The organism is Bifidobacterium pseudocatenulatum DSM 20438 = JCM 1200 = LMG 10505, assembly GCF_001025215.1.
In the GTDB taxonomy this organism is placed as follows: Bacteria; Actinomycetota; Actinomycetes; order Actinomycetales; family Bifidobacteriaceae; genus Bifidobacterium; species Bifidobacterium pseudocatenulatum.
The window spans coordinates 919915-944359 of the sequence record NZ_AP012330.1; the positions used below are offsets into that span (position 1 = coordinate 919915).

A 24445-nucleotide genomic window follows, 5' to 3' on the forward strand; every position below is an offset into this window, starting at 1 on the left:
TTTTAGCGCATTAGTCTTGGACTTCTGGCGGTTCGAACGCGTAACCGACGCCATGCACGGTACGAATGGTCTTCGAACCGAGCTTATGGCGCAATGCCTTGACGTGCGAATCGACGGTGCGAGTGCCGGAAGCATCCACCCAATCCCACACTTCCTCGAGCAGTTTCTCGCGAGTGAGCACGGACTTCGGCTTGCGGGCCAGCGTGGCCAGCAAATCGAATTCCGTAGGGGTCAGGTGCACCTGCTTGCCATTGACGGTGACGATACGTTGCGCGGGATCGATGACCAAGGAGCCGAAATCGAGAAGCTTCTCGTTTTCGGAGTTTTTGGCGATGACCTTGGCACGATCTACACGGCGCAGCAACGCCTTGCAACGGGCGATGAGTTCGCGCATGGAGAACGGCTTGGTCATGTAGTCATCGGCTCCGGCACCGAGGCCGATGACCTTATCGGCCTCGTCGTCTCGTGCCGTCAGGATCAGCACTGGCACAGGGCGCTCCGCCACGATGCGTTTCGTGGCCTCAAGACCATCCATCACGGGCAACATGATGTCCATGATGACCAGATCCGGACGCAACGTAGTCGCGGCCTGAACCGCACTGGCGCCGTCGGATGCCACGCGCGCCGTCCAGCCTTCCGCTGTGATGCGCTGCGCGATGGCAGTGGCCAGTGTCGGCTCGTCTTCGACCACCAGAACGGTGCGTGGAGCCGTTGTGGGTTGTGCTGATGAGTTGAGCATAGCTTTCCGCCTTTCTCAGAGTTCCGGCTTCAAGAATACTGCGCCCAGTGCCGGAACGGTGATTTTCGCGGACCAATCACGTGAATGGTATTCGCCTTCGATCGCTTCGACCGTGCCATTGTGAATGCCGGAACCGCCGTAGATCTCATCATCCGTGGTCAGCACTTCGGTCCATTTGCCGCCCTTGGTGAGCGGTACCTGATAGTCGGTCCATGCCTCGCCGGAGAAGTTCACCACAACCACCATTTGCTCTCCGTCCTTGCCGATACGCACGAAGCTGAGCGTGTTGTGATCGGCGTCATCGCTGGTGAGCCACTGGAAGCCGGCCGGGTCGAAGTCTTGGCTCCAAAGTGCAGGGGAAGCCTTGTACAGCGTGTTCAAATCCGCGACAAGCTTTTGCACACCCTGGTGGTCCGGCCATTCAAGCGCGGCCCAATCCACGGAACCATCATGATCCCACTCGCCGTACTGGGCGATCTCATTGCCCATGAAGGTGAGGTTCTTGCCCGGGTGGGCCCACTGGTAGGCGAACAGCGCGCGGACACCGGCATACTTCTGCCAATCATTGCCCGGCATCTTGCCGAACATGGATCCCTTGCCGTACACAACCTCATCGTGGCTGATCGGCAGCACATAATGCTCCGAATAGGCGTACACCATGGAGAACGTGATCTCGTTGTGGTGCCACTTGCGGTTAATCGGCTCCTCATGCAGATACTGCAGGGTGTCGTGCATCCAACCCATGTTCCACTTGAGGCCGAATCCCAAACCACCGGCGTCGGTCGGCGCGGTGATGCCTGGGTAAGCCGTGGATTCCTCGGCGATCATCATGATGCCCGGATTGTTCTTGTATGCCGTGGCGTTGGCTTCCTTGAGGAAGTCGATGGCTTCGAGATTCTCGCGGCCGCCGTAGATGTTCGGATGCCACTGGCCGGCCTCACGGCTGTAGTCCAGGTACAGCATCGAGGAGACCGCGTCCACACGAAGCGCGTCGATATGGAACTCATCCAGCCAGAAGCAGGCGTTGGCCACCAGGAAGTTACGGACCTCGCGACGTCCGAAATTGAACACGTACGTGCCCCAATCCGGGTGCTCGCCACGAGTCGGATCCGGATCCTCATACAACGGCGTGCCGTCGAAGCGGCCCAGTGCGAACGCATCCTTCGGGAAGTGGGCCGGAACCCAATCCATGATCACACCGATGCCGGCCTCGTGCAATTTCTCAACAAGATACTTGAAATCGTCGGGGCCACCCAAACGCGAATCGATCGCGTAGTAGCCGGTCACCTGATAACCCCAAGATCCTGCGAACGGATGTTCCGCCAACGGCATGAACTCCACGTGCGTGAAGCCTTCCTTCTGCACGTAGGGAACCAGCTTGTCGGCAAGCTCACGGTAGTCGTTCACGTCCTTGCGCCAGCTGGAGGCGTTCACCTCATAGATGCTGACCGGTCCGTTATGCGGGTCGCTGGCCGCGCGTTCGGCCATCCAATCGGCATCATCCCATTCATGGGTGGATTCGACCACGATGGATCCGGTGCGCGGCGGAATCTCGTGGGAGCGCTCCATCGGATCGGCCTTCATGGTCCATTCGTTATTGGCGTTGAGGATTTCATACTTGTAGATTTCGCCGGCCTCAATGCCTGGGATGAACAGTTCCCAAATGCCGGAAGAACCAAGTTCGCGCATGGCGTGGGTACGTCCGTTCCAGCCATTGAAATCGCCGACCACGCGCACGGCATGCGCGTTTGGCGCCCATACGGTGAACGCGGTGCCAACCACCTGCTCGCCATCTACGCCTTCAGAAGAACCCATCGGATCGTCATAGCGGAGCACATGTGCGCCAAGTGCCTCCCACAGGCGCTCGTGACGGCCTTCGCCGAATAGATACATGTCCATCTCGCCGATGGTCGGCAGATAACGATAGGGATCGTCAGACACCACAACGGAACCGTCTTCATACTCCGTGCGAATACGGTAATCTGGCACGCCGTACCCCTCTTCTGCTGCGGCGGCGGGAACGAGTGCCATGAAGACGCCATTGTATTCATGGATTGCGAGCGTTTGACCTTGTTCAGTGATAATCGTCACGGATTTTGCCAACGGACGCAAGACTCGGATCGTGACGACATCCGCATGCTTGCCGGAACCGAGGTGCCCGCCGAGCACCTCGTGAGGATTGTAGAACGTACCGTTGCTTACTGCATCCAGTGTGCCCTGGGGAACAGGAACAGCAACGACATCTTCATTGATCTTGGATTCTGTAGCCATGGCAAAAGTGTAAGCATGAAACGGAAGAAAAGTGGCCCGTGTCGCGCCTATTTTTCCGTTTTTCAAGTGTTTTTGGCCAAGTCCACCCCTGATGGCACAATAATTCGGGTTTTGTGTAAGCTTTTCACGGAGGATTCATGGGTTACAAGGTCGGCGACATGGTCGTCTATCCACGTCACGGCGCTGCGAAGGTGGAGGCCATCACCGAACGGACAGTCAAGGGAATCACCCGCGAATATCTGCAGCTGTCGGTGCTTTCGTCTGACGGTCTGGTCATCAACGTTCCTGTTGATAATGCCAAAAAGGTTGGTGTGCGAGATATCGTCGACGCCAACGAAGTGGCCAAGGTGTTCGAGATTCTGCGCACTCCGATCATTGAGAAGGAGATGAACTGGTCTCGTCGCTACAAGCTGAATGTCGAGAAGATCGCCACCGGCGATGTCAATAAAATTGCGGAAGTGGTGCGTGACCTTGCGCAGCGTGATGTTGACGAACATGGTCTGTCGGCTGGTGAGAAGCGCATGCTTACCAAGGCCCGTAGCATTCTGACTTCCGAGATTTCGCTGTCCGAACACCTTGATGAAGCCGAGGCCCAGCGTTTGCTGGACGTGAACCTTGGGTATGAGCCGGCCCAGCCCGGCGATGAGGAGCATCATACCGAGGCTCCCGAGGAGGCTGCCATGGATACGCTGGCCCGAGTTGAGGCCGAAAGCAAGAAGTCCAAGAAGAGGTAAGGCGTTTCATGCGTATCGGTCAGGGTTTTGACGCTCATCGATTCGCATCTCACGATGCAGGCAAGCCGTTATGGCTTGCCTGTTTGCGTTGGGAGGGCGATGGCATCGAGGGCGATTCGGATGGCGATGTCGCCGCTCATGCGTTGATTGACGCATTGCTTTCCGCGGCCGGTCTTGGTGATATCGGCACCTTGTTCGGTGTCGGCTCGCAGTCCGATGGCGCGGGCAAGCATGGCGCCGAAATGTTGCGGACCACGGTCGATTATCTGAACGAACGTGGTATGAAGCCAGTGAGTGCCAGCGTGGTCGTGATCGCCAATCGGCCGAAAATCGGAAAACACAGGGAAGAAGCCGAACGAGCGTTGTCTGAAGCCATAGGTTGTGAGGTGTCCATGACCGCCACCACAACGGATGGCATGGGATTCACTGGTTCGGGCGAAGGCGTCGCCGCGATTGCCGATGCTTTGGTGGAACCTGTTGATCCATCGACTCGTCAGGCAGTCTGATTTCGCCCGCTGACGGCTTTCCGATACTTCTTTCTGCTACTTTCTTTTGAAGGATTCAATAGCCTTCGCAACCGCCCAAAACAACGTCGAAATTGTCACGATGATGAAGCTCGGGGGAGCGGGGAACATGGCGGAAATCACGAGCCCTCCCCAAATCGAAATCAGGCAGATCACCGTGGCGACGACCATCGCCTTGAATGGTGAGCGGGCGATGATGTTGGCGGTGGCGGCGGGGGTGATCGCCAACGCGAAGATCAGCAATGTGCCGACTGCGGGAACGGCAATGGTAATGACGCCGGCCATAATTGTCATAAAGCAAATGTTCATGAAACCGACGGGCACGCCTTTTGCCTGTGCCACCTGCTCGTCAAGCGAACTGAACAATAGCGGGCGGTAGATCACTGCCAGAACAGCCAAAAGCAGCACGTCGAAAATCGCGAAACCAATGATCTGACCGTCGGTGATCGTCAGAATCGAGCCGAACAGAATCGACTGCATCTGCTGCGAAGCCGAGCTTGACATGCGTGCGAAAAAGAGACCAAGGCCGGTGGCGAAAGCGAGTACGGTTCCAGTGGCGATCTCACGCTGTGAAGCCTTCTTGCCAAGCGCGCCGATCACCAGTGCTCCGCCGAGAGCGAACACGCCAAGACCTGCGGAAACAGGCAGGCCGAGCAATACGGCTCCGGTGGCACCTGGCAGTCCGATATGTGCCAAGGCGTGGGCTGCGAATGTGGAATGTCTGGCGATGGTGAAATAACCCATCACGCCGGCTGCCAATGCGATGCACAGGCCGGCGAGAAACGCGTTCGTCATGAATGGGGCGTTGAGCGTGGAAACCCAATCCGGGTCGAAAGCGAATACGGTACCGTCCATGCTCAGTCCTCCTGCGTGGTGTGGCTGTGATGGTGAAATTGCGCGATTTCTTCTGGAGCATGCGCATCGATGCTCATGTTTTCAGACTCGTCCTCGCTTGGCGTCACGAACATATCTCCTTGCGGAGTGGTGACCACCTGTACGGTCGTGCCATATAAATGCGTGAGTAGATGGGAATCCAGCACCTCGTTCATGCCTGCATAGTGTGGATGTCCGTCAAGCAGATAGACGGCTCCAGTGAGGATGGGCAGAAGCATATTAAGGTCGTGCGCCACCACTTGGATGGTCATGCCGAGTTCGCGGTTGAGTTTGGCGAGTACGTGCACAGTGGCGCGTTGACTCGCCAGATCAAGGTTGGCGAGAGGCTCGTCCAGCATCAGCAGTTTCGGGTCATCCACGAGCGCCTGCGCGATGGCGACCCTTTGGCGCAGTCCGCCCGAAAGTTCGGATAGGCGATAATTCGCTTTGTCTTGTAACTCGACGAAGTCCATGGCCTTGCGGGCTTTCTCGCGAAGTGTTTTGGTGACGGGATGAATGCCGAATCGAGTTCCCGTCAAGCCGAGAAGCACCGACTGTTCCGCGGTGATGTTCGATTCGATGTCGGATGCGTAGCTTTGCGGCACGTAGCCGATGCGCCGGTTTGCGGAGCCTGCAGGCTGTCCGAGTACCTTGATGCTGCCGTGCGCGGTTGGAATCAATCCCAGCTCGGCCTTCATCATGGTGGTTTTGCCCGCGCCGTTGGTACCGACGATTGCGGTTACCGAGCCTTGCGGAATGCTGAACGTGCCGTGTTGCCAGATGACGTGACCGCCTCGTTTGACGCAGGCGTCGTCGAATTCAATGCAGGCAGGTGTCTCGTCGTGCATGGCTTCTCCTTGATTTGAATGCACGTACATACTCGCAAATAGTGTTGACAATCATTCTCAATAAGGATTGTCGTTGAAACCGTCGTAACGATCAGACGAGAGGCTTTGCGTAAAAAGCAAAACGTCAGGCAAACAAAAAAGACCATCCCGCATTCAGTTGGACGCAGGATGGTCTTGGCAAAAGCGATTACCGATCGATTGTTCGGCAATCGCTTTTGCCGAACAATCATTTCACCGGATTTGGTTGCGGCGCATCGTTCGATCCGTTCGTTGTCTGATCGTTGTCTTGCGTCGAGGAATCTGCGGTTGATTCCAAGGAATCCGCGTTTTCCGACGTGCTGTCGGAACTTGTTGCATCCTGATCGTCAGCATCGAATTGTTCATCGAACATATCGGTCAACGACAGGATAAGAGCGCGGATCCACGATGTCAGGCTGGTGTAATCGGAGGGCATCTGTTCGCTGATATCAAGCACGGGAACGTCGGATTTGTAAGCAATGCCGGTCAGCGTGTTCGTGGCGTCGCTTGTGGATTGTGTGTCGTTGATCAGCACCTCGACTTTATGCTTTTCCAGCAATTCCTGAAATTCCTGAAGATCGGTGGGGGTTGGCTCGGAATTCGTGCTGGACGATTGCAGATACCCCTCCGGCGTGTTGTCGGTGAACCCCATGTCGCTGAGCAGATAGTAGGCCACCGGTTCGGTGGCGGCGTAGGAGACGTTCTTATGCGAGTCGCTGAACGCCTTCATGTCCTTTTCTATTTTCTTCTCCCGCCTGTTCCACGCGGTGAGTTTGTTGTTGAAATATTTCTTTTGCGCGGGCATGATGCGGCTATATGTGTCGGCCAATTCCTTGGCCATGGCGTTTCGGGCGTCACTGGAGAACCATAAATGCGGATTGTCTCCCTCGACGGCGCCCACCATTTGTGCTGCGGAAACGGAAACCATGGTCTTACTGAGGTTCTTGGTGGCCCAAGTGTCATAGCCGGCACCATTGGACACTACGACCTGTGCCTGCTGAAGTTTGTCGATATCGTCGGTTTTCGGCTCGAAATCATGCGCATTGACATCGGTTGAAGAGAGAACCGACGTGACCTTCACATGGACGCCACCGATCTGCTCGGCAAGAGAACCCCATTGATTGACCGAGGCGACCACTTCGATTGGAGTGATCTGTTCGGTTGGGGTTTCGGAGTCGGCGGAGGCGTCATTCTCCTGCGAAGTTGACCCTCCGGAACATGCTGCCGTGCCGAACGCCACGCAAAGCGCGATTCCCGCAGCGAAAGCGCGTAACAAAGAACGTTTGTGCAAGCGCATGTCGATTGCCCTCTTCCTGAACCGCCCTAATCGTGTTCATCTCATAAATACGTGTGCGACTTACGACTGAAACCAAGATAGCCTACGATACATGCAAATGCCAATACAACAATGAGACAACGAAAAGGGGAGTGGCCGGCATGGCGGTGAAAATCGATGGAAAGATGGTGTCCGCGCAGATCAAAGCGAATCTCGCCGAGCGAGTCGCAGCGCTGAAAGAGCAGGGGGTTAACCCCGGTCTTGGAACTATCCTGGTTGGTTCCGATGCCGGATCCGTCAAATATGTTGCCGGAAAGCATGCCGATTGCGCTGAAATCGGTGTGAACTCCATTAAGAAGGAGTTGCCTGCCGACGCAACATTCGAACAAATCGCCGAAGTCGTACAGGAGCTTAACGCCGATCCTGCCTGCACCGGCTACATCGTGCAGTTGCCGTTGCCGAAGGGCATCGACGAGAACGCCATCATCGATCTGATCGACCCCAAGAAAGACGCCGATGGTATGCACCCATATAATCTTGGCGAACTCGTGTTGCATGCGCGCGGCGAGATCACTACTCCGCTGCCATGCACTCCGCGAGGCGTGATCGAACTGCTCAAAGCCTACGACATTGACCTGGACGGCAAAGAGGTCTGCGTGCTCGGCCGAGGCATCACCATCGGCCGCACTATTGGTCTCATGCTGACTCGCAAGGCGGTGAATGCCACGGTCACGCTGTGCCATACCGGCACCAAGGACGTGCGCAAGCATATGCGTGAGGCCGATATCATCGTTGCGGCCATGGGCTCCGCCGGTTTCGTCAAGCCGGAAGATATCAAGGAAGGCGCGGTGTTGGTCGATGTCGGTGTTTCTCGCGTGTTCGACGAGGGGGTCGGCCGTTATCGCGTGAAGGGCGATGTCGATAAAGCCTGTTATGAGAAGGCCTTGGCATACACGCCGAATCCAGGCGGTGTAGGCCCTATGACCCGCGCCATGCTGCTGGAAAACGTGGTCGAGATGGCCGAGCGTCAGCTGTAATTGCGCTCTGTGTGTGAAAATATGAAGTAATTTCGGGCGTGTCGCGGGTTGCGGCACGCCTTTTTTGTGCATGGTCCCATGTAAACTTATGCCTTGCGTGTGTTATATCGCACGCACATAATTGAAGACCGATTTTATCCACCCACTATTTGTAAGAAACCAAATTAATGGCAGAGAACAATAACGAAGTCGCCAAGGTCGCCATCAACGACATCGGCACCGAAGAGGACTTCATCAAGGCAGTCGATTCCACCATCAAGAACTTCGATGATGGTGATCTGGTCGAAGGTACCGTCGTCAAGGTCGATCACGACGAGGTCCTGCTCGACATCGGCTACAAGACTGAGGGTGTCATCCCCTCCCGTGAGCTTTCCATCAAGAAGGACGTTGATCCGGACGAAGTCGTCGAGGTCGGCGACACCATTGAGGCCCTTGTCGTCACTAAGGAAGACAAGGAAGGCCGTCTGATTCTGTCCAAGAAGCGTGCACAGTACGAGCGCGCTTGGGGAGACATCGAGAAGATCAAGGAAGCCGATGGCGTTGTCGAAGGCACCGTCATCGAAGCTGTCAAGGGTGGCCTCATCGTCGACATCGGTCTGCGCGGCTTCCTGCCGGCATCCTTGGTCGAAATGCGTCGCGTCCGCGACCTGTCCCCGTACATTGGCCAGACCATCAAGGCCAAGATCCTCGAGCTCGACAAGAACCGCAACAATGTGGTGCTCTCCCGTCGTCAGTACCTCGAAGAGACCCAGTCCGAAGTGCGCGAAACCTTCCTGTCCCAGCTCAAGAAGGGCCAGATTCGCGAAGGCGTCGTGTCCTCCATCGTCAACTTCGGTGCATTCGTTGATCTGGGCGGCGTTGACGGCCTGATCCACGTTTCCGAGCTGTCTTGGAAGCACATCGACCACCCGTCCGAGGTTGTCAAGGTCGGCGACAAGGTTACCGTCGAGGTGCTCGACGTTGACCTCGATCGTGAGCGCATCTCCCTGTCTCTCAAGGCTACCCAGGAAGATCCGTGGCAGCGCTTCGCTCGCACCCACGTTCCTGGCCAGATCGTCAAGGGCAAGGTCACCAAGATCGTCCAGTTCGGTGTCTTCATCTCCGTCGAAGACGGCATCGAAGGCCTCGTGCACATCTCCGAGCTGGCCAACCGCCACGTGGAGAACCCGGAGACCGTCGTCAAGCCGGGCGAAGAAGTCTTCGTCAAGGTGATTGACGTTGATCTCGATCGTCGCCGCATCTCCCTGTCCCTCAAGCAGGCCAACGACTCCGTCGATCCGGCTTCCGAGGACTTCGATCCGGCTCTGTACGGCATGCCGGCAGAGTACGACGAGCAGGGCAACTACAAGTATCCGGAAGGCTTCGACCCGGCAACCAACGAGTGGATCGCTGGTTACGAGAAGCAGCGTGAGGAGTGGGAGTCCCAGTACGCCACCGCTCACGATCTGTGGGAGCAGCATAAGGAATTTGTGGCCAAGGAGCTCGAGAACGCTGAAGCTTCCGCCGCTGAAGATGGCCAGGCTCCGAAGGAAGAGAAGGTCGAAGAGGTGTCTTCCAACTACTCCTCCGAGAACACTTCCGCCGGCACCCTCGCCGACTCCGACCAGCTCGCCGCTCTGCGCGACCAGCTGCTCGGCAAGTGATTGTATCCTGAGCTAGGATCCAATCCAGCTCAGGCTAGATTTTAGAAAAGACCCCGTTCCTGATTCAGGTTCGGGGTCTTTTCGTATGTGCATGGCAAGCGCGCATGCGAAGCGCATTACAATGGCGGTTGTGGTGATTCGAATAGGATTGACCGGCGGCATAGCAGCTGGCAAAAGCACGGTATCCGCAAGACTGCGTGAGCTTGGTGCAGTACTTGTCGATTATGATCTGCTTGCGCGTCAAGTGGTGGAACCAGGCAGCATCGGCCTTCAGCGTATAGTGGAATGTTTCGGCTCCGATGCTTTGACCGATCGAGGCGAGCTCAATCGAGCGTGGATGGCAGAGCATGTGTTTTCCGGCGCTGATGCGGAACGAAAACGCAAGATGCTGGACGAAATCGAGCATCCACTGATTTATGAACTTGCAGTGCAACTCGAACATGAGGCTGTTGAAGTTGATTGCCAAGCAGTAGTGGTGCATGACATACCGTTACTCGCCGAAGTAATTGACAGCATTCCTTTTGAATTCGACCATATCGTAACTGTTGAAGCGCCTGAACAGGTGAGGGTCAGCAGAATGATGTCAACGCGAGGCATGAGCGAAAGCCAGGCATGGAATCGTGTGAACCATCAATCCAGCGTGGAACAGCGTCTTGCCATTGCCGATGAGATCATCGATTCCACACAGTCATTGGAACAAATGTTCGAGCATATTGATATGCTAATGCAACAATGGCGCACGGAAGCGAGGTAGGTATGGGATTCAATATTGAACGCACGAACAAGCCGTTTGTGGTCAAATCGCCATATAAGCCGAGCGGCGACCAGCCTAAAGCGATTGAAGAGCTTGCGGAACGCATTGAAAACGGTGAGAACGATGTGGTGCTCATGGGCGCTACCGGAACTGGCAAAACTGCCACCACGGCATGGCTTATTGAACGTCTGCAACGCCCGACGTTGATCATCGAACCGAATAAAACGTTGGCAGCGCAGCTGTGCGCCGAGTTCCGTGAACTCATGCCAGACAATGCGGTGAGCTATTTCGTTTCGTACTACGACTACTACCAGCCGGAAGCCTATATTCCGCAAACCGATACGTATATCGAAAAGGATTCCAACATCAATGACGACGTGGAACGGCTTCGCCATGCGGCCACGGCGAACCTGCTGACGCGTCGTGATTGCGTGGTCGTGGCAACGGTTTCCTGTATTTACGGCCTTGGTACGCCGGAAGAATATGCCGGGCGTATGCTGTTTCTCGAGGAAGGCCAGCAGATCGACCGTGACGACTTGCTGCGCACTTTCGTCGCCATGCAGTACAAGCGCAACGATATCGCCTTCACCAGAGGTACTTTCCGTGTGCGCGGCGATACCGTCGAAATCATTCCCGTATATGAGGAACTGGCCATCCGTATTGAATTCTTCGGTGATGAAATCGACCGTATTTCAACCCTGCATCCACTTACCGGAGATGTGATCGGGCGTCAATCGCAAGTCCATATTTTCCCCGCATCGCACTATGTGGCAGGGCCGCAACGTATGGAGCGAGCGTTGTCTACCATTCAGCAGGAACTTGATCAACGTACCGCTGAACTACGCAAACAAGGCAAGGAACTTGAGGCGCAGCGTCTTACCATGCGTACCACATACGATTTGGAGATGCTTTCCCAGGTCGGCGTATGTTCCGGAGTGGAAAACTACTCAAGACATTTCGATGGCCGTGAGCCGGGCACGCCGCCGCATACGTTATTGGATTTCTTCCCTGACGATTTCCTACTCGTCATTGACGAATCGCATGTTACCGTGCCGCAGATCGGCGCCATGTACGAAGGCGATGCCAGTCGCAAACGCACGTTGGTCGAACATGGCTTCCGTCTGCCTTCGGCGATGGACAACCGACCGCTCAAATGGCCGGAATTCCTTGAGCGCGTCGGCCAGACGGTCTACCTTTCCGCCACTCCTGGCGATTATGAGCTTGGCTTGAGTGACGGTGTGGTCGAACAGATTATTCGACCGACAGGATTGGTCGATCCGCAAATCGATGTGCGCCCGGTTGACGGGCAGATCGATGATCTGCTTGCTGAAATCAAGGATCGTGTGGCACGTAACGAACGCGCGTTGGTGACCACGCTGACCAAGAAGATGGCTGAGGATCTTACTGATTATCTGCTGGAGCGTGGCATCAAAGTCGAATACCTGCACTCCGATGTGGACACCCTGCGACGTGTCGAATTGTTGCGTGAATTGCGTGAGGGCAAGATCGATGTCATCGTCGGCATCAATCTATTGCGTGAGGGTCTTGATTTGCCGGAAGTATCGTTGGTTGCGATCCTTGACGCAGACAAGGAAGGTTTCCTGCGTTCCTATCGTTCCCTCATCCAGACGATTGGTCGTGCCGCGAGAAATGTGTCCGGCACCGTCATCATGTATGCGGATGACATCACCGAAGCCATGCACAAGGCCATCGACGAGACCAATCGCCGTCGTGATATCCAGATTGCCTACAATAAGGAACATGGCATCGATCCGAAGCCGCTCATCAAGAAGATCTCCGATGTCAACGACATGCTTGCCAAGGAGGACGTCGACACCCAGACATTGCTCGGTACCGGCTACCGTAATGAAGGCAAAGCCGGCAACTCGCATCTTGGCGTGCCTGCTACCAGCAAGGAGGAATCTGACAGACGGCATGAGGAGATTCTCAAGGCCGGATTGCCCGCGCAGGATCTAGCTGATCTCATTCGACAACTGTCCGAGCAGATGCGTGCCGCCGCCGAACAACTGCAATTCGAGCTTGCGGCTCGTTTGCGTGACGAGATCCGCGACCTGAAAAAGGAACTTCGGCAGATGACGGAGGCGAGCAAATAGTTCCGACCGGTCATACGGCATCCGTACCATAGTGGATTATGGCTGAAACACCACTTGTTTTTGAAATCGCCACGTTCGCGGTGCTTGCCGTCTTCTTCGTGGTTGACTTGTTTATCATCGGACGTAAGCCCCATGTGCCCTCCACCAAGGAATGCGTGCAGCATATCGCGTTCTTTGTAGTCATGGCGTTGATCTTCGGCGGACTTATGTGGTTCTTCGCAGGTTCGAAGCCGGCCATCGAATTTTATTCGGGCTGGCTTACGGAATATTCGCTGAGTATTGACAATCTATTCGTCTTCGTCATCATTATGTCGAATTTTGCGGTGCCAAAACAGCTGCAGAAATTCGTGCTGTCCATCGGCATCACGATCGCATTGGTGTTGCGCGGCGTGTTCATCCTCATCGGCGCGGCCATTATCTCCCGCTTCACCTGGGTGTTCTTCCTGTTCGGCGCATTTCTTATCGTCACCGCCATCAAGTTGGTCACTGGGGGAGACGAAGATGAGGAATATCATGAGAATGGCTTGATTCGTGCATTGCGCAAGGTGATCAAGATCACCGATGAGTATGACGGAGAAAAGTTGCGTACCGTCAAAAACGGTGCCAAGTATTGGACTCCGATGCTGATCGTCTTTCTGACCATCGGCACCACCGATGTGATGTTTGCCTTTGACTCCATTCCTGCGATTTTCGGTTTGACGAAGGATCCGTTCATTGTGTTCACGTCCAATGTGTTCGCATTGCTCGGCTTGCAGCAGCTGTACTTCCTGCTTGGCGAGCTGCTCGACAAGCTGGTGTATCTGCCTCTTGGACTTTCCGTGGTGCTGGGCTTCATTGGAGTCAAGCTCATTATGGAGGCATTGCACGGCAATTCGTTGCCGTTCATCAATGGCGGTCAACCGATCGCTTGGGTGCCTGAAGTGCCTACATGGCTGTCTTTGGCGGTGATCGTTGTGGCGATTGGTGGTGCCGCATTGGCCAGCGTACTGAAGATGCGTGCCATCGAAGCAAAGGAAAAGTGACGATTTGAGAAACCGCATGGAAACATGCGGTTTCTTTTTATCAAAAAAATGTGAGCGCTCACAACACGCCTCGTTTCAGGGTGGAAGTGAGCGCTTTTTGCTAGTAGACTGGTCGGTTGGAAACAGGGTCGTCAGATCCAAAATCAATATCAACAAGAATAGGCAGGCATTCATGCGTAAAGCCAAGATCGTAGATACCATCGGTCCAGCTACCGAGTCCCTGGAAGGCATCACCAGCCTTGTCGAAGCAGGTATGGACGTCGCTCGTCTGAACCGCTCCCACGGCACTCCGGAAGACCACCTCAAGGTCTACAACAACCTCCGCGCCGCCGCCAAGGCCACCGGCCGCAACGTCGCAGCCCTGGTTGATCTGCAGGGTCCGAAGATCCGTTGCGGTTGGTTCAAGAAGAACGCCGACGGTGAAGACAAGGTCCAGCTGACCGAAGGCCAGGAGTTCGTCATCACCACCGACGACATCGAGGGCGACGAGCATATCACTTCCACCACGTTCAAGGGCCTGCCGGGCGATTGCCATGCTGGCGATCCGATTCTCATCGATGACGGCAAGGTTCGTCTTGAGGTCACCAAGGTCGAAGGCAACAACGTGTACACCAAGGTCGTCGTTGCCGGGCCGGTTTCCAGCCACAAGGGCATCAACTTGCCGGGCGTTGCCGTGTCTCTGCCGGCTTTGACCGAGAAGGATGAAGCCGATCTGCGTTGGGCTATCCGCACTGGCGCCGACATCATCGCCATGTCCTTCGTGCGTTTCGCCACCGACATCGACCGCGCCCACGAGATCATGGACGAGGAAGGCCGTCGCATCCCGGTCGTCGCAAAGATCGAGAAGCCGCAGGCTCTTGAGAACCTTGAAGAGATCGTCAAGGCCTTCGACGGTATCATGGTTGCTCGTGGCGACATGGCCGTTGAGTGCCCGCTCGAAGAGGTGCCGCTGGCTACCAAGCGCTGCATCGAGCTCGCTCGCCAGTACGCCAAGCCGGTCATCGTGGCCACCGAAGTGCTCGGCTCCATGGTCAACTCCCCGGTCCCGACCCGTGCAGAGGCATCCGACTGCGCCAACGCCATCCTTGACGGCGCCGACGCTACCATGACCTCCAATGAGACCGCCGTCGGCAAGTACCCGGCAGTCACCGTGAGCACCATGAGCCGTATCTCCTCCTTCGCCACCGAGCACGGTTTCGACCGTATCCCGGAGCTGAAGAACCTGGATATGTCTTCCACCGGCGCCGTGTCTTCCGCAGCTGTGGATCTGGCTGACAAGCTGAACGCCAAGGCCATCGTTGCCTACACCCAGACCGGTTCCACCGTGCACCGCGTGTCCCGCGAACGCCCGGCCACCCCGATCTACGGCATCACCAACAACGAGCACACCTATCACTGGCTGGCTCTGTCTTGGGGTACCGAGTCCTTCCTGCTCGATGAGGATTACCACGACAAGTCCCGCAAGGACCTGATGATCTTCACCGATAAGATCCTGAAGGATGCTGGCAAGGTCACCGATGGCGACAAGATCGTTGTGCTGAGCTCCGCCCAGGGCGAGCACCAGCCGGGCCGCACCGATTCCATCTACGTCCACACCGTTGGAGCTTGCGACTGAGATGTGTTTCGGTCAGTGACTGGCTGATTAGCGAATAGGAGGGCTTTCGTCCGTTTGGATGGAAGCCCTCTTATTGTTTTCGGATGATGTTGATTTGTTGCCGATTTACAGATTGCGATAGGTTGCGATCAAAGTGTTGCACATGGTGCGAAACGCCGACCGCTCAAGGACTTTGCGAAATCATTTTTCTGTGTTAAGATAATCAAGTTGTGCGAAAGCCCCTGTATCCCAATTGGTAGAGGAGACAGCCTCAAAATCTGTACAGTGTGGGTTCGAGTCCCACCGGGGGCACCGGATTAATGAACAGCCGCGGTTGGAAATTTCCAACCGCGGCTTTTGTCATACGTTCCCCGTACGCAGGGCCAGTTGGTACCGTCTTCTTTGATTCAGATGGCGAGCCGGTCGCCGGTGTTGCCGGCGCGCCGCCGGTAACACCGAGGATGTGCGAACTTCTCCCAGATGCTGTAAGACTGCGACGGCCCCGGCATTGTTGCTGGATTGGCATGGTCTTCGACGTGCGCCTCTTGTCTGCGATGTCTTTCGTTTATTCTTATAAGTGAGGTTTTTGTTTCGCTTCGCTGTCCAAGCGACACGGAACTGAAAGTTTCAATAAAGGAAGACATCTGTCGCAGGCTTCTGCCGGTTGTCCGGCGTGAGACAGAAAGCTAATGATCCGAGAGCCGATCGAAGCGCTCTGGTAGCGATTCCACGCCAATGGCGTGGATGTGTCCCGCCGTGGATTTAGGTCTCTCTTACTTACGAGGATGCCCAGACACATCCACTTTTTTGGCGCCGGATGTGCGGCAGTTCCGACGGATGCTTGACATTCGGGGGAGGTTCCATCGCGGGAACGCGTGGTTTGTTTGGCTCAATTAAGCAGCTTTCGGGAGTTCGGAGCCTGTCAAGGCCACTGTGCACAGATTCACTCCGAACTATGGCATCGTCGCTACGGTGACATTCACCGATAATCCTGAAGTATTCCATATTGAATTTCTGCAAGGCATTCAGTGGCTCCCTCCGGTTTTACTTCAATCAATCACAATGCCAAAATGCCCTACTGCGGAGGATTCTTTCAAGGAGGATTTGAATAGGCAGATTGAGAGTTGGCATGACGATTGGATTACTGCAGGCGAACCGTGGGGCTAATCCGGCCAAACGCAAATGCTGTATGTCTGGGTCGCCGATACGGTGAGTCGGCAGCCAGAACAATATATGGTTTATATATTGCGTGAAAATATGTAGGTTTTGTGATTGCGGTTACGATTGCGGGCGGGTAGTCGTTTCCCTGTCCGCAATCGTAACCGCAATCGTCGTATCGATATGTCGGAGTGTTACTCGGACTTGCAGTCAGCGTCCTCAACAGCAGCGTCCTCCGCCAGCTGTTGCATGAGCTGTTCGTCGCGCTCGCGGATAATGCGTTGTCCGTCTTCGCCTTGCCATTCGTAGAAACCACGGCCGGTTTTTGTGCCAAGGTTCCCATCCTGCACTTTCCAAGCCAGCAGAAGGCTCGGTTCGGTGCCGTTATCCATGTCTTTGAACAGGTAGGTGCTGATGTTGTAGAACGTGTCCAGTCCGCCCAAATCGGCGCTGGCCACGGGGCCGACGAGATTCCAGCGTCGTCCCAAACTGTAACGAACCACAGTGTCGACGGTTTCCGCGTCGGCGATGCCTTCATTGATGATGTTGAACGCCTCGCGCAACAGCGCCAGTTGCATACGGTTGCCCACGAATCCCAAAGATTCCTTTTTGATTTTCGCAGGCTTTTTGCCGATGCTTGCCATCAAATCGAAGGTCGTATCAACCACTTCCGGCGCAGTGTCTTTGCCGGGCACCACTTCGACTAGCGGCATCAGATGCGCAGGATTCCAGAAATGAGCCACCACAAAGCGTTCCGGGTGCTTCAGCACAGATTGGATTGCGGTTGGGCCCAATCCGGAAGTGTTTGTCGCAAAGATCGCATCGACCGGCGCGTACTGCTCAATCTGCTGCCATACGGATTGCTTGACATCAAGCTTTTCAACAATGGATTCGATAATGAAATCCGCGTCGGAGACACCATTTTCATAGTCGGTGTATGTCGAAATGCGGGAGAGCACATCGTCAACGGTATCTTCGGCGCGCAGCAACCCGGCTTGGGCGAATTCCTCGGCATCGGCGCGGATATGTTCCATGCCACGCTTAAGAAGCTCTTCGCTGCAGTCCACCAATTTCACCGGGTATCCGGCGACCGCAAATTGCAACGCTGTGGCATGCCCCATGGTGCCTGAGCCGATATTGGCGACCGTTCGTATGGATTCCAAGGTTTTTGGTTCTATGGTTTGTACCGTGGCATCTGTCATCGCAACCTCGCAATCCTCGTATGGCGCTTCCATGCTTCCACTACGAGCGAGCCTAGTCGCCAATCTGGGAATTATATGAAAGCGCCATGTTCGGTGTCGATGCCTTGCGGTCGGCGTGCTTTACTGACAGTGCTTTACTGACGGTGCCTTACTTTCAGTGCCTTACCGACAGCGTCTGCTGCAAAATATGTGATTCATGCGGGGGAACGACGACCGCGCAATCGCGATTGTTGACCGCTTCCACGCAGACGAAGCCGCGCCATTCGCCCTCATCCAAATCGCCGATGGCGTTTCCGGCTTGTTCTCCCGGATTCCACACCACGGTCTGCGCCGCACCCTGCTTGGAAACAACGACGGTGCGTTTCAGCACAGGATCGCGCAGCTCAAGCGTGTGAGCCGAATAGTAGATGCGGTCAACCATGCCTTGGAAGGTCACAGGTTCATTACCTTGGCTGCAACGGGGATCGCCGTCCAATACGGTATCGAGATAATCGGTGCCCTCCAGCCCGCACACCTGCGACTGTTCGGCGTCGCCGACCTGCAGATACGTATGCAGTGCCTCTTCGTAAGACAATGGCTCGTCTCCATCGTTATATACGGTAAGCGACATCGTCAACTCACAGCCGACTTCAATGGTGTAAACGGCATGAAATTGAGGATTCGGTCCAGAAACAAACTGGGAAAGTATATCTGCGTTGATCTCGCTGGAATCCAATGTATAGCGCAACAAGGCATCGGAAGAACCTTCCTTGTCATAATGCCAGAAGCTATTGCGGGCAAAACCATGCTTGGGCTTCTTCGAAGCCACATGCCCGCCTTCGAAACCGGAATTGAACCAAGGGAAAATAATCGGAACACCGCCGCGGATGGCAGTTCCTTCCTTAAGATGAATCGCCTTTGGCCGCCAAACCACAGCCTGTTCGCCGGCAGGTGCCCAGGAAAGCACATGCGCACCGTAATCGCTGACTGATGCCGTTGCGTCTTCGTTGACAATATCTCTGATAGTGAAAGTGCTACTCATACGACCAGTATAAACAAGACGACGTTGAAGCGGGATTGTGGAAAGAAGGACTTTGCAGGATTGCGGAATTTCTTGGATTTTTCGGCTTTGCACGTGAAGGAAAAAGAGGATTGCGGCAACACGCGCTTGTAGGCTTCTGCTAGTATCATCCATGAAAGTACAAGGAAGATAGCCGGTTCGTTCCAACTTGCGTGATGGAGGGTGAATCAAGGCTGTGAAAAGCTGAAGATTTCCAGAATCCGAACGATTGCAAGTAACGGCATCGAATCAGTCCAGGACCAGGTTGGGGTTTGTGAGACCGGCTTTGGGTGTGACAGTGGAAAGAGACCGACATGTCTGCAGAAAAGACCACGGAACCGGACGAAGTGCTCACCGACGATGAACTTCAGGCTGCCGCAGCGCCTGAGCAGTCCATCGAGGAAGATGACAAACCTCGCAAGCGTACCGTCGTCGTGGCCGAAGACGAATCCGTGAACCGTATGGATTTGGTTGCCATGCTGGAAGATAGTGGCTACGAGGTTGTGGGCGAAGCCGCTAACGGTGAGGAAGCAGTCGAATTGACCCGCAAGTTCCGTCCAAGCGTGGTATGCATGGACGTCAAGATGCCTCGTATGGATGGCATCGAAGCGGCGGGCATCATCTGTGATGAGAATATCGCTCCGGTCGTTATGCTTACGGCATTCTCCCAGTCCGATCTGGTCAAGAAGGCCACGGGTGCAGGTGCCATGGCATACGTCACCAAGCCGTATGAGGAATCCAAGCTGCTTCCGGCTCTGGAAGTGGCCATGGGCCGTTTCGCCGAAATCAACGATCTGCTCGACAATGTGGAGCGCAGCGAATCCAAGCTGCACGAAACCGAAGAGCAGCTGAAGAAGGCGGAAGAGCAGCTGAAGAAGGCTGAGGAAACCCTCGAGGAACGTAAGCTTGTCGACCGTGCCAAGGGCCTGCTGATGGATAAGGCTGACTTCTCCGAGCAGGGCGCGTTCCGTTGGATTCAGAAGACCTCCATGGACCAGCGCATCCCGAAGAAGCGTCTGGCTATGGCCATCATCGCCAAGTACGGTGATCAGAAGTCGGAAGCAGAGGATGAGCGCTAACACAGCAACTGTGGAAGGCACTACGCGCGGGACGCTATTGGTCGTTGACGGCCATTCCTTGGCGTTCCGCGCTTTTTTTGCCTTGCCCGTAGAGAATTTCAGTACATCCGCAGGTCAGGCGACCAACGCCGTCTGGGGCTTCGCCACCATGCTGTCGCAGGTGATCGACGCGGAACATCCGGATCATCTTGCCGTCGCTTTCGATGTCAAAGGCGGTACCTTCCGCAATACGATGCTGCCGCAGTACAAAGGCACGCGAGATGCGGCTCCAGAAGATCTATTGACCCAGCTGCCGTTGATTCAACGGATGCTGACGGCCCTTGGCGTCACATTCATCGAAAAACCTGGATACGAGGGCGATGATGTGATCGGCACGTTGGCAAGCATGGGAGACAAAGCAGGCTATCGCACGCTGGTGCTATCCGGCGATCGTGACGCGTTCCAGCTCATCAACGACAACATCACAGTGTTGTATCCGGGGCATCATTTCAAAGATTTGAAGCACATGACTCCCGACGCGGTGGTGGAGAAATACCACGTCACGCCGGAGCAATATCCGGATCTTGCCGCGCTTCGTGGCGAAACCGCCGACAACATCCCCGGCGTTCCCGGCGTGGGCGATGGATTCGCGGCCAAATGGATCAACCTGTATGGCGGACTTGACCAGATTATCGAGCATGCCGACGAAATCGGCGGCAAAAAAGGCGAGGCGTTGCGGGCCAATATCGATCAGGTCAAACTGAATCGTTCCGTGAATGCCTTGGTGCGTGACCTTGACCTTGGCGTGTCCATCGAGGATTTGACTTTCGGTCAGGTGGACGCCAACCAGCTCAACCAACTGTTCACCAGACTTGAATTCGGCATACGCACCAAAAACCGTGTGCTGAGAACATTCAATGCGGGGAAGCCCACCAACGATCCCGTGCAGCAAGACGAGTCCGGCAAGCTCGAAATACCTCAGTATGAAACGGTTGACTCGCCGGAAGCATTGGAAGCATGGGTACGAGACAATCTGCCGATGCCGAACGGGCATCTGCATGACGAACGTGAAATCGCGCCGAAGACGACTCCCTCCGGCTTCGCCATTGATCATACGAAGCAGTGTGCGCAGTCCGTGGCGCATTCGTGGGTGTTGCAGGTGGAAGGCGAAAGCAAGCCGGGGAACGCGGCCTATGCGTCGCTGATGATCGCTGCACATGATAAAGCGATTCGTACCAATCGTGTTGACCGTGACATGGCGTCCCAGCTGCAAACGGTACTTGACGAACACCACCAATCCATGGTGGTGCATGGGTATAAGGAACAATCCCACCTGCTGGAAAGCGTCGGTGTGGCGTTGCCGAAGCCGCTGTTCGACACCAAGCTTGCCGGGTATCTGGTCCATCCCGATTTCCATGCCGACACGCTGGAACAGGCGGCGGCGCATTTCCTTGACCTGCATATCGAGGAACAGTCCGAGGGTGCGACGCAAGGCACGCTTGATTTCGACGAGCCGGACGATAGTGCGCAGCGGAATGACAACCAGCTTCCGCGTCATACTGCGATTGTTGGTTTGTTAGCGCGTAAACTGGCGGATTCATTGGATCAGCGTGAGCAGTTCTCATTGCTTGAATCTGTGGAGATTCCAGTATCCCGCGTGCTGTACGGCATGGAGCATGCCGGTGCGCAAGTCGATATGAACAGGCTGATGAGCATGCGCGAACAGCTTGCCGCCGACGCGAATTACGCGCAGGAAACGGCATGGCAGTATGCGGGCGAGCGCGTGAATCTGCAAAGTCCTAAGCAGTTGCAGAAGATTCTGTTTGAGGATATGGGTTTGAAGCCTACGAAGAAGACTAAGACTGGTTCGTATACTACGAATGCGGCTGCTTTGCAGGTGTTGCGTGATCGTTCGTGTGGTAATGATAGGGCTTGTCAGTTTCTTGATGCGTTGTTGTTGCATCGTGAGAAGAATAAGCTTAAGCAGATTGTGCAGACGTTGATTGATGCGACGAACAGGTCTGATGGTCGTATTCATACGACGTTTGAGCAGACTGTGGCTGCGACTGGTCGGTTGAGTTCGGTTGATCCGAATTTGCAGAATATTCCGAATCGTGATCCTGCTGGTCGTGAGATTCGTTCGGCTTTTGTGCCCGGTGAGGGTTTTGAGTCGTTGTTGAGTTCGGATTATTCTCAGGTCGAGTTACGTATCATGGCCGACCTTTCCGGCGATGAGGCGTTGATTGAGGCGTTCCGTTCCGGTAGGGACTTCCATAAGTATGTGGCGAGTTTGGTGTATGGCGTTCCTGTGGATGAGATTACGCCTGATCAGCGCAGTCATGTTAAGGCGATGAGCTATGGCTTGGCTTATGGATTGAGCACGTATGGGCTTTCGCAGCAGCTTGGCATTAAGCCGGGTGAGGCCGAGTCATTGAAGCGGCAGTATTTTGCGACGTTCGGCAAGGTCCATGAGTATTTGGAGTCGTTGGTTTCTTCGGCTCGTGAAAAGGGATATACGGAGACGATTTATGGTCGTCGTAGGTATTTTCCGGGCTTGAAGTCGCCGAATCGTGCGGTGCGTGATGCTGCGGAGCGTGCCGCGTTGAATGCGCCTATTCAGGGTTCTGCTGCGGACATTATGAAGATTGCCATGATTCGGGCTGATGATGCGTTGCGTGAGGCTGGTCTTGCCAGTCGGATTATTTTGCAGATTCATGATGAACTTGTGGTGGAGGTTGCGCCGGGTGAGGCGGAGCGTGTCACTGCGTTGGTGAAGGATGCCATGGAGCATGCGGTCGATATGGCGGTTCCGTTGGATGTTTCCACGGGTATTGGTTCGGATTGGCAGCTTGCCGCGCACTGATACGGTACTGGGTTTCGTGTGTGTTGCGGATGTGCGTGGTCGAGCAATGGCATAAGGAGGAATGATGGCAACGCTGAAGCAGGTTGTGGATGTGCTGGAAACGTTGTATCCGCTTCGCTATGCGGAGCAGTGGGATGAGCCTGGTCTTATCGTGGGTGATTTGCGTCAGCCTGTGCGCGGTATCGCTTTTGCGGCTGATCCCTCTATGGCGGTGGTTGATCAGGCGATTGCCGGTGGTGTTGATTTGCTGGTTTGCCATCATCCGTTGTTCTTCCGTTCCGTTCATGCGGTGTCGGGATTGGGTTTCCGTGGTGAGATTGTGCGTAAGCTCAATCTTGCCGGATGTGCGTTGTGGGTGGGGCATACGAATGCCGATGCGGCGTATCGTGGCGTCGGCATGGCTGCGGCTGACATGTTCGGTTTGGTGGATCAGCGTCCGCTGGTGCCCATCGATGATCCGGATGCCGAGCATCCGGTCGGTTTGGGGCGTGTGGGGCGTCTTGCCGAACCTGTGGCGTTGCGTGATTTCGCCAGTCGAGTAGCTGGCGCGCTGCCGTACACCGAGCTTGGCGTGCAGGTTTGCGGCGATCTGGACGTTCCGGTCAGCACGGTGGCGGTGCTTCCGGGTTCCGGTGATTCCTTGTTCGATGAGGTGCGTGCGGCCGGTGCCGACGTGTATGTGACCAGTGATCTGCGGCATCATCCGGTGACGGACGCCATAGAGCAGGCCCGCTATGAGGCTTCCATGCGTGCTTCCGGCGTTGCCATGGGCCATGGTGACGGGCGTGTGCGTCCGGCGTTCGTCAACACTCCGCACAGCGCTATCGAATCCATGTGGTTCCAGTATGCGATGGAAGACGTTCCCCATGCGGTTGCGGAAGCGACCGGCGACATTCCTGCCGTGCGTTGGATTTCCATGAATACCGATCCATGGAATATGGTATTTCCTTCGAGCGGGCAGGAACGGTGACGCGTCATGTGTGACGAGGCGGTAGACGGAACCCAGGTGGACGTATTGCTGGATGAATCCAGCGATGGCGTGGACATGTCCGGTATGGTCACGGTGCTTGACAGCAGGCATGTGTATCAGGGTGCGATTTTCGGCGTCGACGACCTGCGGATCGCATTGCCGATGCGTGACGGAGGGCAAACGGTGATTCGCCGTCAGGTGATGCGTCACGCGCCTTGCGTGGTCATGCTGGTGCATGATTGCGCGAATGACCTGTATCTGATCGAACGGGAATACCGTATCGGCTGCGACGCCTTCGCCTACGGTCTGCCGGCTGGACTCATCGACGGGGGAGAGGACGTGGAGGAGGCCGCGCTGCGGGAGCTTCGTGAGGAAACCGGTGTGGAGCCCGCCGGGCGTGACGGTGTCGAATTCGACCATGTGGGGCAGTTTTACTCGTCCGAAGGCATGACCGACGAGCTTGCCAACATCATGGTGCTTCACCTGCATGCATGGCATCCCGTCGAACGTCATTTCGACGGCGATGAGCACGTCGAATCGGCGTGGGTCTCCTGGCAGCGGCTGCGCGGCACCCGTATTACGGCCTCCAATTCCATGATCGCTATTCTTCACGAGCAAATTCGACGAAACCGGCAAAATACAGGCAAGAGTTCTTTCGAATCGTAAAAATAATCGCCGAACAACACGAAATTGCGATTTGGGGGCTGA

General features: G+C 55.5%; 19 protein-coding genes and 1 tRNA gene. 13 read left to right on the forward strand and 7 right to left on the reverse strand.

Annotated features, from left to right (window positions below):
* Positions 1 to 10 precede the first annotated feature (10 nt).
* Together BBPC_RS03800 and glgB are read right to left on the reverse strand one after the other, a co-directional pair.
* Positions 11 to 739 carry a response regulator transcription factor gene (locus BBPC_RS03800; protein ID WP_004221573.1) on the reverse strand — a complete coding sequence of 243 codons (729 nt, stop codon included), beginning with the start codon at positions 737 to 739 and terminating at the stop codon, positions 11 to 13.
* A gap of 15 nt (positions 740 to 754) precedes the next feature.
* Positions 755 to 3010 (reverse strand): 1,4-alpha-glucan branching protein GlgB, encoded by a 2256-nt coding sequence (gene glgB, locus BBPC_RS03805; protein WP_004221574.1) that lies wholly within the window; start codon positions 3008 to 3010, stop codon positions 755 to 757.
* A 137-nt stretch (positions 3011 to 3147) separates the two neighbouring features.
* Here glgB and BBPC_RS03810 point away from each other — a divergent pair, with 137 nt between their 5' ends.
* Both BBPC_RS03810 and ispF read left to right on the forward strand, forming a co-directional pair.
* On the forward strand, positions 3148 to 3744 hold the full coding sequence (locus BBPC_RS03810; RefSeq protein ID WP_004221576.1) for a CarD family transcriptional regulator: 597 nt from the start codon (positions 3148 to 3150) through the stop codon (positions 3742 to 3744).
* Between the two features lie 8 nt (positions 3745 to 3752).
* Complete coding sequence (gene ispF, locus BBPC_RS03815; RefSeq protein WP_004221578.1) at positions 3753 to 4250, forward strand: 2-C-methyl-D-erythritol 2,4-cyclodiphosphate synthase; 498 nt, start codon at positions 3753 to 3755, stop codon at positions 4248 to 4250.
* Positions 4251 to 4286: 36 nt separating this feature from the next.
* Here ispF and BBPC_RS03820 read toward each other — a convergent pair whose 3' ends face one another.
* From BBPC_RS03820 to BBPC_RS03830, 3 genes are all read right to left on the reverse strand, one after another.
* Positions 4287 to 5123, reverse strand: coding sequence for a metal ABC transporter permease (locus tag BBPC_RS03820; RefSeq protein ID WP_004221579.1), 837 nt, complete (start codon positions 5121 to 5123; stop codon positions 4287 to 4289).
* A gap of 2 nt (positions 5124 to 5125) precedes the next feature.
* A complete protein-coding gene (locus BBPC_RS03825; RefSeq protein ID WP_004221582.1) occupies positions 5126 to 6019 on the reverse strand; it encodes an ABC transporter ATP-binding protein in 894 nt (297 codons plus the stop codon).
* A gap of 196 nt (positions 6020 to 6215) precedes the next feature.
* Positions 6216 to 7304, reverse strand: coding sequence for a metal ABC transporter solute-binding protein, Zn/Mn family (locus BBPC_RS03830; RefSeq protein ID WP_004221584.1), 1089 nt, complete (start codon positions 7302 to 7304; stop codon positions 6216 to 6218).
* A 140-nt stretch (positions 7305 to 7444) separates the two neighbouring features.
* On the opposite strand from BBPC_RS03830, the gene BBPC_RS03835 reads away from it, so the two are divergent.
* The 7 genes from BBPC_RS03835 to BBPC_RS03865 all read left to right on the forward strand — a co-directional run bounded on the left by BBPC_RS03835 (position 7445) and on the right by BBPC_RS03865 (position 15759).
* Positions 7445 to 8320, forward strand: coding sequence for a bifunctional methylenetetrahydrofolate dehydrogenase/methenyltetrahydrofolate cyclohydrolase (locus BBPC_RS03835; RefSeq protein ID WP_004221587.1), 876 nt, complete (start codon positions 7445 to 7447; stop codon positions 8318 to 8320).
* A gap of 167 nt (positions 8321 to 8487) precedes the next feature.
* The gene (gene rpsA, locus BBPC_RS03840; protein WP_004221589.1) at positions 8488 to 9963 is read left to right on the forward strand and encodes a 30S ribosomal protein S1; all 1476 of its coding nucleotides are present in this window, start codon (positions 8488 to 8490) and stop codon (positions 9961 to 9963) included.
* A gap of 91 nt (positions 9964 to 10054) precedes the next feature.
* Positions 10055 to 10717 carry a dephospho-CoA kinase gene (gene coaE / locus BBPC_RS03845; protein ID WP_152595398.1) on the forward strand — a complete coding sequence of 221 codons (663 nt, stop codon included), beginning with the start codon at positions 10055 to 10057 and terminating at the stop codon, positions 10715 to 10717.
* 2 nt (positions 10718 to 10719) lie between these two features.
* On the forward strand, positions 10720 to 12831 hold the full coding sequence (gene uvrB / locus BBPC_RS03850; RefSeq protein ID WP_033524002.1) for an excinuclease ABC subunit UvrB: 2112 nt from the start codon (positions 10720 to 10722) through the stop codon (positions 12829 to 12831).
* Between the two features lie 38 nt (positions 12832 to 12869).
* Positions 12870 to 13853, forward strand: coding sequence for a TerC family protein (locus BBPC_RS03855; protein WP_003835220.1), 984 nt, complete (start codon positions 12870 to 12872; stop codon positions 13851 to 13853).
* A 172-nt stretch (positions 13854 to 14025) separates the two neighbouring features.
* Positions 14026 to 15468 (forward strand): pyruvate kinase, encoded by a 1443-nt coding sequence (gene pyk, locus BBPC_RS03860; RefSeq protein ID WP_022245556.1) that lies wholly within the window; start codon positions 14026 to 14028, stop codon positions 15466 to 15468.
* Positions 15469 to 15685: 217 nt separating this feature from the next.
* Positions 15686 to 15759: transfer RNA gene (locus BBPC_RS03865), tRNA-Leu, on the forward strand.
* 1040 nt (positions 15760 to 16799) lie between these two features.
* Here the strand turns inward: BBPC_RS03865 and BBPC_RS03870 are convergent.
* On the reverse strand, positions 16800 to 17807 hold the full coding sequence (locus tag BBPC_RS03870; protein WP_047749733.1) for a 3-hydroxyacyl-CoA dehydrogenase family protein: 1008 nt from the start codon (positions 17805 to 17807) through the stop codon (positions 16800 to 16802).
* Between the two features lie 154 nt (positions 17808 to 17961).
* The gene (locus BBPC_RS03875; protein WP_231857846.1) at positions 17962 to 19014 is read right to left on the reverse strand and encodes a D-hexose-6-phosphate mutarotase; all 1053 of its coding nucleotides are present in this window, start codon (positions 19012 to 19014) and stop codon (positions 17962 to 17964) included.
* 146 nt (positions 19015 to 19160) lie between these two features.
* On the opposite strand from BBPC_RS03875, the gene BBPC_RS03880 reads away from it, so the two are divergent.
* From BBPC_RS03880 to BBPC_RS03895, 4 genes are all read left to right on the forward strand, one after another.
* On the forward strand, positions 19161 to 19925 hold the full coding sequence (locus tag BBPC_RS03880; protein ID WP_004221618.1) for an ANTAR domain-containing response regulator: 765 nt from the start codon (positions 19161 to 19163) through the stop codon (positions 19923 to 19925).
* On the forward strand, positions 19915 to 22767 hold the full coding sequence (polA, locus tag BBPC_RS03885; RefSeq protein WP_022245003.1) for a DNA polymerase I: 2853 nt from the start codon (positions 19915 to 19917) through the stop codon (positions 22765 to 22767). Before BBPC_RS03880 ends, polA begins: the two co-directional genes overlap by 11 nt.
* 64 nt (positions 22768 to 22831) lie before the next feature.
* A complete protein-coding gene (locus tag BBPC_RS03890) occupies positions 22832 to 23737 on the forward strand; it encodes a Nif3-like dinuclear metal center hexameric protein (protein ID WP_033524004.1) in 906 nt (301 codons plus the stop codon).
* 6 nt (positions 23738 to 23743) lie between these two features.
* Complete coding sequence (locus tag BBPC_RS03895; protein ID WP_004221623.1) at positions 23744 to 24403, forward strand: NUDIX hydrolase; 660 nt, start codon at positions 23744 to 23746, stop codon at positions 24401 to 24403.
* Positions 24404 to 24445 lie beyond the last annotated feature (42 nt).